The organism is Flavobacterium xueshanense, from assembly GCF_900112975.1.
GTDB classification, from domain to species: domain Bacteria; phylum Bacteroidota; class Bacteroidia; order Flavobacteriales; family Flavobacteriaceae; genus Flavobacterium; species Flavobacterium xueshanense.
The window spans coordinates 1-12,915 of sequence record NZ_FONQ01000013.1 but is presented as its reverse complement, the minus strand read 5'-3'; the positions used below and the strand labels follow the sequence as shown (position 1 = coordinate 12,915).

Genomic DNA, 12,915 nt, shown 5'->3' with positions numbered 1-12,915 from the left:
AATTATTTTTGTTTAATCTTTGTGTAAATAAATTAAACAAAAAATATTATGAAAAATTTTAGTAAATTATTTTCTTTATTGTGTTTGCTTTTAGTTAGTGCGGCGTTTTTTAGTGGATGTAGTGATGACGACACTTTACCACAACTCACCGGGGAATCTAAACAATTCATTTTGTTCACTAAATCAAACCCTGCTATTAGCGGAACCGTTACGTTTTCAAAAAGAAATGATAACACTACGCTTATTACTCTTCAATTAAGCGGCACTAGTGCTGGTGGAAGTCATCCTGCACACATCCACGCTGGCACAGCAGCAGAAGGTGGAGCTATTTTACTTGACCTATCTTCTGTTAATGGAAGTACCGGTAAAAGTGAAACGGTTGTTACAGCTTTGAACAATGGCTCACCCATCACTTACGAGCAGTTAATTAATTTAGATGGTTATGTTAATATTCACCTTAGCGGAACTGATCTTGTAACATTGATAGCGCAAGGCGACATTGGTATTAATGAACTTACAAGTACTAGCAAAACATACACCCTAAGTGCCGTTTCTAATAGCGCCATAAGTGGTACTGCGAAATTTACCAAAAGGGTAAGCGGTAAAGCTTTGGTAAGTATTGCGCTAACGGGAACAACTCCAGGGGTTAGTTCTATTGCACATATTCACGTTAATACTGTCGCTCAAACGGGCGGTGTAGTAGTAGATCTAACATCAGTAACTGGATCTACCGGAAAAAGTGATACTAGTGTAAACAAACTCAATACTGGAGTTGCCATAACTTATGATGAGCTTTTGAATTTTAATGGATATATAAATGTTCATGAAAGTGCTAGCGCTTTATCAACATTAATTGCACAAGGTGATATTGGTAAGAATGAACTTACCAACACTAGCAAAACCTATACTCTAAATGCCGTTTCAAATAACGCCATAAGCGGCACAGCGAAATTTACAAAAAGGGTGAGTGGTGAAACTTTAGTAAGTATTTCCCTAACTGGAACAACTGTAGGAGTTAGTTCTCCCGCACACATCCATCTCAATACTGCCGCTCAGGGAGGAGCTATAGCTATTGACCTGACATCCATCATCGGTGCTACTGGAAAGAGTGAGACCAGCGTGAGTAAACTCAATAATGGAACCACCATTATCTATGATGAGCTACTAAATTTTAATGGATACATAAATGTTCATCAAAGTGCTAGCAATCTAGCAACCATAATCGCTCAGGGTAACATTGGAGCTAATGCAGTAAATTCGAATATCGTAAATTACGACATAACCAATACAGGTTCTTCATCTTACTTATTTAATGGTGGGGGTTTGACTAATGGAAATAATCCAAGTTTGACTTTGCAAAGAGGTAAAACGTATAGTTTTACTGTGAATGCACCTGGACATCCTTTCTTAATAAAAACCGTCCAAACGACCGGCAGTGCCAATGGTTACAACAACGGAGTTACCAATAATGGCGCTTCCAGTGGTGTCATATCTTTTACTGTACCCAGTAATGCACCAAACACCTTATATTACATTTGTGAGTTTCATTCCTCAATGACAGGTATTATAACAATTACCAATTAAGTAGTAAACAATAGTATCCAAACAAAGCCAGTACAGATGTACTGGCTTTATTTATTGGAATAATCCCATCCTAAAATAATTAGCCACATCACTTACTTATTTCCGAAAAATGTCGAAAACTTCAGTAGTAAATGTACATCTCTATGATTAAAGACTAGTGACAAATTACAGTTTCATATTTGACAAATAGATTTTTAAATTCTAGCACTCATTGCATTATAACAAATTCCCTTGTATAATCAAAAACTACATAATTGATTCTACCCGCTCTCCGAAGTGTTACTAGAACTAAGCTGGCCAAATGCCTCCGACTTTGACCCTCGCTCTCCGAGGAGTTATTTGGTTTACGCTAGACAAATGTCTCCGACTTTGACCCATAATGATAAGCCACTAACCTTAAACAAAATTCTACAAAAAAAGCCCCAAACGGGGCTTTTTCAATATATAAACCCAGATACCATGAAAAAGCCGCAACTTTGTCGTGGATAAGAAAGATAGATTTTTTCAAAGAGAAACTGAAGAAGAAATAAATTTAGATTTTAACATTTAGAAAGTCCCTTGATTTGGGACTTTTTATTTACGAATGGGTGTCATTTTTAAAGAAAATACTTAAAAATAAAAAAGGATTTTGACTATATTTGAGAGTACAAATTATATATATGAATAAGTTAGTCACAATTACCCACATTAAACCTTTAGTAAATGAAATTAATCACAATATTTCTTTTTTTATTATTTTCAAACTTATGTGTTTATTCTCAAAAAATACCAATCAAAAACAATAGTAAGGAGATCCTTCCTATAGATTTTCATGGTTGCGTAAAAAGTATAAATATTAAAAGTTTTTCATTTAATAAAAAAAATGAAACTATTGATACAACTTCAACGGTTTACAAAGTATTCTTTGCAAAAAATGGCAATATTACAAAACACATATATTTTAACAAATCACGTGATCATCACTGGAGAATAATAGAATATGATGCATTAGAAAGAATTAAGACTATCAAAATCAAAGAAGACAGAAAAACTTGGCTAGCTACAGAACAATTTTTCAATACTTTTTCCAGTTACCCAGATTCAACAAATATATATTCTTACGGAAAGAAAAACAAAGAACAATACGTTAATCTCTTTGCTAAGAAAAAATTAATAAAACAAGAATATTACACCCAAGACACTCTAAGACACTACAACACGTACTTTTACGATAAAAAAAATCGATTAATAAAGGATTATTTTATTAACACAGAGAATGGTTTTGGTATAACTTTAGGCAAAAGTATAACAGGAGATAAGGATGAAAAAACACTAAACTCAAACGATTCTATAATTTATGAATACAAAAAAATAAAAGATACGCTAATTACTATCAAACATCAATCAAAAATTTGGAATGAAATAACAAAAGAAATAAAATCCAATAATTTCTCATTAATCATATTAGAAAAATATAGTCGTGATTTTTTAAATAACTCTAGATATGAATACAAGTCAAAAGATTCTATTTTCGATTGCACATATTTTTATAATGAAAAAAAAGAAATAGTAAGCTTTTACAAAACAATTACAACCCCAACAAGAATAGTTTCCAATTGGAAATCGGGTAGCTATTATTACAATAAAGAAAAAACTGAAACAACAAATATTGAGATTGAATATGATACGTATAATAATTGGATAAAGAAAAAATATTCCATAGACAAAATTTCTACACTTTTAGTTACAAGAGAGATCGAATATTATTGTCATTGAAACACCAGTAATCATCATCTTCAATCTAATTACACAAAATCGAAAAACCCGATACCGCTTACATCACACAATCGTTAGCGCAGTTTTGCAAACTGTGCCCATAACGATAAGCTACTAACACTAAACACAACCCCGATAGCGCTGATATAAGACAATCGTTATCCCAGTTTTGCAAACTGTGCCCACAACAATAAACCACAAAAAAAGCCCCAAACGGGGCTTTTTAAATATTACAAATTCAAGTTTTATTTACTCAAATACATTTTTCTTCTCGAGTACAATTCGTAAAACTGATCGTCTTTCAAGTCATCAATAAACAAGATGCTTTCTCCTGTTGATTTCATTTCTGGTCCTAATGCTTTATTTACATTATGGAATTTACTGAAAGAGAAAACCGGTTGCTTGATGGCGTATCCTTTTAATTGTGGGTTGAAAGTAAAATCGGTTACTTTATTATGCCCTAACATTACTTTAGTCGCATAGTTCACATAAGGTTCTCCGTAAGCTTTTGCAATAAATGGAACCGTACGAGATGCTCTGGGATTTGCTTCAATAATATAAACGATATCGTCTTTTATTGCAAACTGAATGTTGATTAAACCAACCGTTCTCAAAGCCAACGCAATATTCTTGGTATGGTCTTTTATTTGTTGCATTACAAATTCACCTAAGTTAAACGGCGGCAAAGTGGCGTTACTATCTCCAGAGTGTACTCCGCAAGGTTCGATGTGCTCCATAATTCCTATGATGTACACATTTTCGCCATCGCAAATTGCATCAGCTTCAGCTTCAATTGCGCCATCCAAATAATGGTCTAAAAGCAATTTATTTCCTGGAATCGTTTTCAATAAATTGATTACGTGTTCCTCTAATTCTTGTTTGTTGATCACAATTTTCATTCCCTGACCACCCAACACATAAGAAGGACGAATCAATAATGGGAAGTCCAAAACATCTGCTAAAGCAGAAGCTTCGTCAGCAGTTTCAGCAATTCCAAATTGTGGAAAAGGAATTTTTAAATCGGTTAACAATTCTGAGAAACGTCCTCTGTCTTCGGCTAAATCCAAAGCGTCAAAGCTCGTTCCAATAATTTTAATACCGTATTTAGATAATTTTTCAGCCAATTTCAAAGCCGTTTGACCACCTAATTGCACGATTACGCCTTCTGGTTTTTCATGTTGGATAATATCGTAAATATGTTCCCAGAAAACGGGTTCAAAATACAATTTATCGGCTGTGTCAAAATCAGTCGAAACAGTTTCCGGATTACAGTTGATCATGATGGTTTCGTAACCACATTCTTTGGCGGCAAGCACACCGTGAACGCAAGAGTAATCAAACTCGATTCCTTGTCCAATTCTATTTGGCCCTGACCCAAGAACAATTATTTTCTTTTTATCAGTAACAATACTTTCGTTGTCAACGTAACGAGTACCGTCCGCTTTTTCTATTTCGGCTTCAAAAGTCGAGTAATAATAAGGTGTTTTTGCTTTAAACTCCGCCGCACAAGTATCTACTAATTTAAACACACGATTGATGTTCATTGTAGTTCGCAAAGTATGCACTTGGCTTTCTAAACAACCTACCATGTGAGCAATCTGTCTGTCGGCAAAACCTTTTTGTTTCGCTTCCAATAACAATTCTCTTGGCAAAGAATCAACTTTATAATTTGAAATTTCTTTTTCTAAAGTGTATAACTCTTCATATTGTTTCAAGAACCACATATCAATTTTAGTGATTTCATGAATGCGACTCAATGGAATTCCCAGCGCAATAGCATCATAAATCACAAAAACACGATCCCAACTCGCAAAAGTCAGTTTCTCGATAATCTGTTCGTAGTTCGTGTATCCTTTTCCGTCAGCACCCAAACCATTTCTTTTAATTTCCAAAGATTGAGTCGCTTTGTGTAATGCTTCTTGAAACGAACGTCCAATTCCCATTACCTCACCAACGGATTTCATTTGAAGCCCTAAAGTTCGGTCAGCTCCTTCGAATTTATCAAAGTTCCAACGAGGAATTTTTACAATTACATAATCCAAAGTTGGTTCGAATAAAGCCGAAGTCGATTTGGTAATTTGATTTTGCAATTCATCTAAGTTGTAACCCAAAGCCAGTTTGGAAGCAATTTTAGCAATAGGATACCCCGTTGCTTTTGATGCCAAAGCAGAGGAACGAGACACACGAGGATTAATTTCAATCGCTACAATGTCTTCTTTATCATCTGGTGAAACGGCAAACTGCACGTTACAACCTCCAGCAAAATTTCCGATGCTTCTCATCATCAAGATTGCATAATCACGCATTCTTTGAAAAGTCGTGTCAGACAACGTCATGGCAGGTGCAACAGTGATGGAATCTCCGGTGTGAATTCCCATTGGATCCATATTTTCGATCGAACAAATAATAACAACATTGTCATTTTTATCTCTCAAAAGCTCCAATTCGTATTCTTTCCAACCCATCAAAGCTTTATCAATCAAAACTTCATGAATAGGCGATGCCTCTAACCCACGAGTCAAAAGTTCATTAAAATCTTCTTTTTTATAAACAATAGCTGCTCCTGTTCCTCCTAAAGTAAAGGAAGGGCGAATCACTAAAGGAAAACCAAATTCCTGAGCAATTTCTTTTCCTCTAAGATAAGACGTACATATCTCTGCCGGAGCAGATGGAACACCTATTTTTTTAAGAAGCTGTTTGAATTGTTCTCTATCTTCGGTAATATTGATAGCGTTAACATCAACACCAATTAATTTTACGCCAAAATCCTGCCAAATCCCTTTTTCATCGGCTTCTAAACAGAGATTTAAAGCCGTCTGTCCTCCCATTGTAGGTAAGACTGCATCGATTTGAGGATGCGCTTTTAGGATTTCAATAATTGATTTTGTCGTTAAGGGCAATAAATAAATATGATCCGCCATTGATGGATCGGTCATGATTGTTGCCGGATTGGAGTTTATTAAAATAACTTCAATTCCTTCTTCACGAATAGAACGTGCAGATTGTGATCCCGCGTAATCAAATTCGCATGCTTGACCAATAACAATAGGACCTGAACCTATTATTAAAACTGATTTTATGGATGTATCTTTTGGCATTGTATAGTGATATTGTGTTGTGTAGTTGTTGTTTTGAAAAGATTAAAATTACTGAACTCAAATCTTTTAACTGTAAATCTTAAACATTTTTTAACGAAAAGGTATAAAAAAAGGCGATACTAAAAAAAGTAACGCCTTATTTATGTTTATACAAACATTATTTTTTGTGTCTTGGTTCGCAAGAAACAGTCAATTTATGTCTTCCTTTAGCTCTTCTTCTAGCAAGAACTTTTCTTCCATTCGCAGAAGCCATTCTGTCCATAAATCCGTGCTTATTTCTTCTTTTTCTTTTCGATGGTTGAAACGTTCTTTTGCTCATTGCTTTGTATCTTTAAAATCTTATTTATATGTCTTCTTATTTTGAATAACCGTTATTCTAAAACCGAGTGCAAATATACAAAGACTTTTTTTTCTCACAAGTAGTTTTGTAAAAATATTTTCATTTCATTTTACTATATTTGTGATCTTAAAATAATCACACTATGTTTCACAGAAATATCAAACTTATTATCGCCGGACTTATCATCGCTACTGGCATTTGGCAATTCACAGAAAGCAATATCGGTAATGGAATCTTCCTAATATTATTAAGTGCAATTCCTATATTCCTTTACTTCAAAAACGAATTCATCTTATTGGCTTTCTTAAAACTAAGAAAACAAGATTTTGAAGGTGCCAAAAAATGGTTGGCGTACATCAAAAACCCCGAAACAGCTTTAGTACAAAAACAACAAGGCTATTTCAATTATTTGCACGGAATTATGCTTTCACAAACAAATATCAACAAAGCAGAAAAATATTTCAGAAAAGCAATTGAGTTAGGATTATCAATGGATATGGATTTGGCTGTAGCCAAATTAAACTTAGCCGGAGTTGCCATGACACGCAGAAGAAAATTAGAGGCTACTTCCTTATTGAATGAAGCTAAAAAATTAGACAAACAGAATATGTTGAAAGACCAGATTGTCATGATGAAAGAACAAATGAAAAAAATATAATTTTTTTATACTTATTGAATAAGGGTCAAATGATACACATTTAACCCTTTTTTTATCCCAGTAATTCGTGTGCTTAAAATTCTATCTAAATTTCATTGAATGCCTTATATGATTCAAAAAAACAGCTAATACCCGTTCAAAGGAATTTCGATCTGATATTTTTTACCAGTGTCATTTATTAATTTTGTTTCTCTAAGCCAAGGATTGTGAATCTTCAAAATCTTATAGTTAATTCCTTGACTTTTTGCGAAATCAGCCAAGTCTGTAATCGAACTGTCAATTTTTATTTTTCGGGTTGGCAAAGTTTGATATAAATTTTCGGAAGCAATCACAAACCCATATTTTACCGGATTTTCCATGATTTCTTTCAAAGCTAAAATCCTAAAAACATAGCGAGACGTTTCTTCCGTAAGCAGCAAATCATAATAGTCAGACACTTTTTGGATTCCAATTTGTTTATTGATACCTGACATTCCACCATTGTATGACGCTGCCGCCAAAGTCCAGCTTCCAAATTTTCCTTTGGCACTCAAAAAATAACTGCAAGCCGCTTCCGTTGATTTTTCAAGGTCATAGCGCTGATCTACATTTTCAGTCACTTCCATTCCGCGTTCTTTGGCCGTTTCCGGCATAAATTGCCAAATACCTCTTGCTCCTGCCGGCGAAACTGCATTCACCAATCCGCTTTCAATCACTGCCAAGTATTTAAAATCGTCCGGAATACCATTCTTTTTCAAAATAGGCTCAATTACCGGAAAAGCGCGATTTGCTCTTTTTATCGCTAAAATTGTGGAAGCGTGTAAATTCACATTCACCAGCAATTCCCGATCAAATCGTTCCTTAACATCTGATATTTTTAATGGTGTTTCCTCTCCGGCAAAGTCTAATTTCACAGGAAAAATAGAAACAGTTTCACCTTTAATACTTTTTTGTTTTGCATCATTTGTCGTAGCAAAAACAAATATCCCACTCACAAATACTACGGTAGTTATTACAACCACTTTATTAATTAATTTCATCTTTTTCATTTTTATACCTTTCATATAGTTAGAAAAGTGCGATTACTTCATTTCTGTGCCCAATATAATCGAAGGCAAATTTTCGTTCAACCATTTGTATTTATTCAAAATCATAATGTGCGTCCCGCCTTTTACAACGATACAATCCTTGATATATTTTATAGGAAAAACATCATCCGCATCACCGTGAATGTGAATTACGTTTTCATCAACAATGGTTCTATCCCATAAAATTACTTGCTCCACAGCCCAATTCAAATACCGAATATCCCTAACGGAAAGGAATTTTTCATATAATTTGAGCCGTTGATTTACTTTTTCACCAAAAGAAAACTTAGCCAGACTTTCGATATTTGCAAATAAACTCATCGGAATGAGTTTATACGCTTTGGTGGTTTTAGCAATTTTCAATCTTCGAGGAAATTCAGAATTACACCGTACACTCGAAATAATGATAACTTTGCGTGCGTCCACATATTTTGCCATTTCCTGAACTAAGATTCCACCAAAAGAAACACCAATCAAAACGGGATGTTTATGCTTTATTTTTTTCGTAATTCTCTGGGCATAATGCGTCAATGATTCATTGTCCAGCGGAATTTCCCACTCTAATAAATGGATTTCAAATGTGGCTTCGGGAAGTACAATAAGCTCAAAAATAGCAGCACTTGACGCCAAACCAGGCATTAGATAAACGGGGATTTTACTCATAATTGTTTTAACGATTTTATAACAAAATTTAGTCTTTTTATACCGAATTTTGTATAAAATTAATTTTTTTTATTCAAAACCCATCCGCTTTTTACTTTATATTATCAATAATTTATGACAACGCAACTATTTGAATCAAATACAAGAGGTAATGCCGATTTTGGATGGCTTAAAGCCAATTTCTCTTTTTCGTTCGGCAATTATTTCAACCCTGAGCGTTTACAATTTGGAATGTTACGCGTTTTAAATGATGACACCATTGCTGGCGGTACAGGTTTTGGTACTCATGGTCACGCCAATATGGAAATCATTACCATTCCACTCGAAGGCGGCTTAAAGCACCAGGATAGTATGGGAAATGAAGGCGTTATTCGTTTTGGAGAAGTCCAAGTGATGAGTGCAGGATCCGGAGTGGAACATTCTGAAATGAATGCGAGTCAGAAAGAAGAGGCAAAAACTTTACAACTATGGGTTTTTCCTGACATAGAAAACGTGTCACCAAGATACGACCAGAAATCATTTGATATTGAGAATCAAATCAATACCTTTGTAAACATTGTTTCGCCAAATGATCAAAATGATGGCAACGCACTTTGGGTTTACCAGAAAACCTATTTCCATTTAGGAATATTCGACAGCAATACCAGCGTTACTTACAAAGTAAAAATTCCTAAAAACGGTATTTATTTATTTTTGATTGAAGGCAAAATAGAGGTTAACAACAACGTTTTGAAGGCAAGAGATGCCATGGGAATTACAGATCTTGACGCATTTGAAATCAAGATCAGTTCCAAATCAAAAATACTTTTGGTAGAGGTACCAATGAATCAGAGTTAATTATTATGGATGCAGCAAGCACTATGGAAATCAAAGACAATACTTTTTCAAGACAATTTGAAACTCTAGTCGATCAAGGATTAGTTTCTGTTGAATATTCTTTTCAGGAAAAAAAGATATTTTTAACCAAAATAAATGTTCCTGAAACGTTCGAAGATGAAGAATTTATTTCTAATTTTCTGAAAAATATAATGGAAATTGCGATTGAACGAAAATTGAAAGTGGTTCCTATTCTTCCAAAAATAGTAGTGTTTTTTAAAAAAAATCCTGTTTACAAAGAGTTGCTTCCTCCGGGAATTAGACTGTAACAAAAAGCGGATGTATTCTAAAAATACAGCCGCTTTTTGATTTATAAAGATTCCAACAAAATTATTTTTCTATCTCTCGCATGCTTTCCATTTTCTTATTGGCTAAGAAACCGGCAATATCTTCAAAATGTTCTACTACTCTTTTGTTTCCAAATTCAAAAACCTTTGTCGCTAACCCGTCCAGGAAATCCCTGTCGTGAGAAACTAAAATCAAGGTTCCGTCAAAATCGCGCAAAGCATCTTTGATAATGTCTTTGGTTTTCATATCCAAGTGATTCGAAGGCTCATCCAGAATCAATAAATTGACTGGTTCCAACAATAATTTTATCATCGCCAAACGCGTTTTTTCCCCACCTGAAAGCACTTTTACTTTTTTGGTAACATCATCTCCATGAAACATGAAAGCGCCCAGAATATCTTTGATTTTAGTTCGAACATCACCCACTGCAATATCATCAATGGTTTCAAAAATAGTGGCATTTTCATCTAACAATGAAGCTTGGTTTTGGGCAAAATAACCAATTTTTGCGTTATGACCAATTTCTAAATTACCGCCATTTATTTCAATTTCTTTCATAATGGCTTTGATCATCGTCGATTTTCCTTCCCCATTTTTCCCTACGAAAGCTACTTTTTCACCTCTTTCAATCACCATATTTGCATTCGAAAAAACAACATGATCGCCATACGATTTTGACAAATCTTTAACAATCACAGGATATTGTCCGGAACGGGCTGCTGGGGGAAATTTTAGTTTTAAAGCAGAAGTATCCACCTCATCAACCTGAACAATAACCAGTTTTTCTAACATTTTAACACGAGACTGAACGGCATCCGTTTTAGAAAATGTTCCTTTAAAACGATCGATAAAAGTCCTGTTATCGGCAATCATTCGTTGTTGCTCGTCATACGCCTTTTGCTGATGAATTCTTCTGTCTTTTCTAAGTTCTAAATAATGAGAATATTTGGCTTTATAGTCATAAATTCTTCCCATTGTTACCTCTATTGTACGATTCGTAATATTGTCAACAAAAGCCCTGTCGTGAGAAATCACAACAACAGCTTTCGCTGAATTAATCAAGAAGTCTTCCAGCCATTGAATACTTTCAATATCCATGTGGTTGGTTGGCTCATCCAGTAGTATTAAGTCTGGTTTTTGCAAGAGGATTTTGGCCAATTCGATTCGCATTCTCCATCCTCCAGAAAATTCTGAAGTTTGACGACTAAAATCTTCGCGAACAAATCCCAAACCGATTAGAATTTTTTCAACTTCGGCTTCATAATTTACTTCTTCTATCGCATAGAATTTCTCACTTAAGTCAGAAACTCTTTCGATTAATTTCATGTAAGCATCACTTTCATAATCGGTACGAATCGTCAATTGCTCATTGATTTCATCAATCTCTGCTTTCATTTGGAAAATCTCACCAAACGCTTTTGACGTTTCTTCCATCACCGTTGCTCCGTCCGTAGTTAATAAATGCTGAGGCAAATAGGCCACAACAGCATCTTTTGGTGCCGAAATATTTCCTGTCGAAGGTTTGCTTTGACCTGCAATAATTTTAAGAAGCGTCGATTTTCCGGCTCCATTTTTACCCATAAGGGCAATTTTATCATTTTCATTTATAGCAAAAGAAACATCGCTAAAAAGTGCAGTGCCGCCAAATTGCACCGAAATATCGTTAACTGTAATCATTTAGATTATAAGATTTTTAGATAATTGGATTATCAGATTTTAAAAATGCAAATATAGATTAATTCAGTAAGAAGCCAATTGAATAATTTACAACAATAAAAATTTTAAAACATTGAAATATAAAATTTATTCGACCAACAATAATATTCTTTTTTCATAGTTTTACATTTGATATTCAAACGTTTGAAAAAACTAAACTGATACTAAAATAACACACTTGAATTATTCAAATTATTGAAAATACTCTAAAAAGAATTCTATGAAAAAGACATTACTATTAATTCTTTTATGCTCTTTTAATTTTATTGCGGCACAAGGAAATGACGAAATTGTAAAAAAGGCAAACGAAATACAAACAAAATGGGGCTATAAAGCCAAAAATAAAAACATCATAACCCTAATCGATTTTTCAAAATCAATAGAGGAATCCCGACTTTACGTTATTGATTTAAAAAATAGTAAAATACTCCTGACCACTAATGTTGATCATGGATCCGGCTCTGGAACAGGATTAAAACCTCAATCTTTTAGTAATAATGTAGGAAGCAACGCAACTTCATTAGGATGTTACGTAACCCTACAAACGTATAAAGGAATGTGGGGCTATTCATTAAAACTAAACGGCCTAGAAAGTGATAAAAATTCGAATGCTTTAAAAAGAAATATTGTGGTTCATTCTTCTAAAAGAATGTATAGCAAATTCAGCTTGGGTTGCTTTTCTGTTCCGGATCACAATGCTAACACTCTGATTGACTTAATAAAAGATGGTTCGTTAGTGTATGCTTACCAATAATCAGTTCATTTATTTTTATCTGTATGTCTAGTCCTGAAAAAAGTTGACACGAATTAGATTTTAAAATTACACTAATTATTAACCTCGGAAGTAAAAACTTTCGAGGTTTTTTTCTT

Annotated in this window: 11 protein-coding genes; 6 read left to right on the top strand and 5 right to left on the bottom strand. The window is 34.1% G+C overall.

The features are described 5' to 3' along the window. Window positions 1-48: 48 nt before the first annotated feature. The gene (locus BMZ76_RS11810; RefSeq protein ID WP_091206683.1) at window positions 49-1,584 is read left to right on the top strand and encodes a CHRD domain-containing protein; all 1,536 of its coding nucleotides are present in this window, start codon (window positions 49-51) and stop codon (window positions 1,582-1,584) included. Between the two features lie 702 nt (window positions 1,585-2,286). Then, window positions 2,287-3,339 carry a hypothetical protein gene (locus BMZ76_RS11805; RefSeq protein WP_091206680.1) on the top strand — a complete coding sequence of 351 codons (1,053 nt, stop codon included), beginning with the start codon at window positions 2,287-2,289 and terminating at the stop codon, window positions 3,337-3,339. A gap of 245 nt (window positions 3,340-3,584) precedes the next feature. On the opposite strand, the gene carB is transcribed toward BMZ76_RS11805, so the two are convergent. Next, a complete protein-coding gene (carB, locus tag BMZ76_RS11800; RefSeq protein ID WP_091206677.1) occupies window positions 3,585-6,437 on the bottom strand; it encodes a carbamoyl-phosphate synthase large subunit in 2,853 nt (950 codons plus the stop codon). A 157-nt stretch (window positions 6,438-6,594) separates the two neighbouring features. After that, the gene (gene rpmH / locus BMZ76_RS11795) at window positions 6,595-6,756 is read right to left on the bottom strand and encodes a 50S ribosomal protein L34 (protein WP_007136275.1); all 162 of its coding nucleotides are present in this window, start codon (window positions 6,754-6,756) and stop codon (window positions 6,595-6,597) included. 163 nt (window positions 6,757-6,919) lie between these two features. Here rpmH and BMZ76_RS11790 point away from each other — a divergent pair, with 163 nt between their 5' ends. Beyond that, window positions 6,920-7,435, top strand: a complete 516-nt coding sequence (locus tag BMZ76_RS11790) for a hypothetical protein (RefSeq protein WP_091206674.1) — start codon at window positions 6,920-6,922, stop codon at window positions 7,433-7,435. 125 nt (window positions 7,436-7,560) lie between these two features. On the opposite strand, the gene BMZ76_RS11785 is transcribed toward BMZ76_RS11790, so the two are convergent. Together BMZ76_RS11785 and BMZ76_RS11780 are read right to left on the bottom strand one after the other, a co-directional pair. Further along, window positions 7,561-8,454, bottom strand: coding sequence for a lytic transglycosylase domain-containing protein (locus tag BMZ76_RS11785; protein WP_091206957.1), 894 nt, complete (start codon window positions 8,452-8,454; stop codon window positions 7,561-7,563). A gap of 42 nt (window positions 8,455-8,496) precedes the next feature. Next, window positions 8,497-9,165 (bottom strand): alpha/beta hydrolase, encoded by a 669-nt coding sequence (locus BMZ76_RS11780; protein WP_091206670.1) that lies wholly within the window; start codon window positions 9,163-9,165, stop codon window positions 8,497-8,499. A gap of 114 nt (window positions 9,166-9,279) precedes the next feature. Here BMZ76_RS11780 and BMZ76_RS11775 point away from each other — a divergent pair, with 114 nt between their 5' ends. Next, window positions 9,280-10,002 carry a pirin family protein gene (locus BMZ76_RS11775; RefSeq protein ID WP_091206667.1) on the top strand — a complete coding sequence of 241 codons (723 nt, stop codon included), beginning with the start codon at window positions 9,280-9,282 and terminating at the stop codon, window positions 10,000-10,002. A 23-nt stretch (window positions 10,003-10,025) separates the two neighbouring features. Continuing rightward, window positions 10,026-10,310, top strand: a complete 285-nt coding sequence (locus BMZ76_RS11770; protein WP_091206953.1) for a GNAT family N-acetyltransferase — start codon at window positions 10,026-10,028, stop codon at window positions 10,308-10,310. Between the two features lie 61 nt (window positions 10,311-10,371). On the opposite strand, the gene BMZ76_RS11765 is transcribed toward BMZ76_RS11770, so the two are convergent. Next, on the bottom strand, window positions 10,372-12,006 hold the full coding sequence (locus BMZ76_RS11765; protein WP_091206662.1) for an ABC-F family ATP-binding cassette domain-containing protein: 1,635 nt from the start codon (window positions 12,004-12,006) through the stop codon (window positions 10,372-10,374). A gap of 259 nt (window positions 12,007-12,265) precedes the next feature. Here BMZ76_RS11765 and BMZ76_RS11760 point away from each other — a divergent pair, with 259 nt between their 5' ends. After that, the gene (locus BMZ76_RS11760; protein WP_091206659.1) at window positions 12,266-12,799 is read left to right on the top strand and encodes a murein L,D-transpeptidase catalytic domain family protein; all 534 of its coding nucleotides are present in this window, start codon (window positions 12,266-12,268) and stop codon (window positions 12,797-12,799) included. Window positions 12,800-12,915 lie beyond the last annotated feature (116 nt).

What these genes read in the sequence shown, in the direction of transcription:
- BMZ76_RS11760 (WP_091206659.1), top strand. Translation starts at nt 12,266, where the DNA reads ATGAAAAAGACATTACTATTAATTCTTTTATGCTCTTTTAATTTTATT.
- BMZ76_RS11785 (WP_091206957.1), bottom strand. Translation starts at nt 8,454, where the DNA reads ATGAAATTAATTAATAAAGTGGTTGTAATAACTACCGTAGTATTTGTG.
- BMZ76_RS11810 (WP_091206683.1), top strand. Translation starts at nt 49, where the DNA reads ATGAAAAATTTTAGTAAATTATTTTCTTTATTGTGTTTGCTTTTAGTT.
- BMZ76_RS11805 (WP_091206680.1), top strand. Translation starts at nt 2,287, where the DNA reads ATGAAATTAATCACAATATTTCTTTTTTTATTATTTTCAAACTTATGT.
- BMZ76_RS11770 (WP_091206953.1), top strand. Translation starts at nt 10,026, where the DNA reads ATGGAAATCAAAGACAATACTTTTTCAAGACAATTTGAAACTCTAGTC.
- BMZ76_RS11790 (WP_091206674.1), top strand. Translation starts at nt 6,920, where the DNA reads ATGTTTCACAGAAATATCAAACTTATTATCGCCGGACTTATCATCGCT.
- carB (WP_091206677.1), bottom strand. Translation starts at nt 6,437, where the DNA reads ATGCCAAAAGATACATCCATAAAATCAGTTTTAATAATAGGTTCAGGT.
- BMZ76_RS11765 (WP_091206662.1), bottom strand. Translation starts at nt 12,006, where the DNA reads ATGATTACAGTTAACGATATTTCGGTGCAATTTGGCGGCACTGCACTT.
- BMZ76_RS11775 (WP_091206667.1), top strand. Translation starts at nt 9,280, where the DNA reads ATGACAACGCAACTATTTGAATCAAATACAAGAGGTAATGCCGATTTT.
- rpmH (WP_007136275.1), bottom strand. Translation starts at nt 6,756, where the DNA reads ATGAGCAAAAGAACGTTTCAACCATCGAAAAGAAAAAGAAGAAATAAG.
- BMZ76_RS11780 (WP_091206670.1), bottom strand. Translation starts at nt 9,165, where the DNA reads ATGAGTAAAATCCCCGTTTATCTAATGCCTGGTTTGGCGTCAAGTGCT.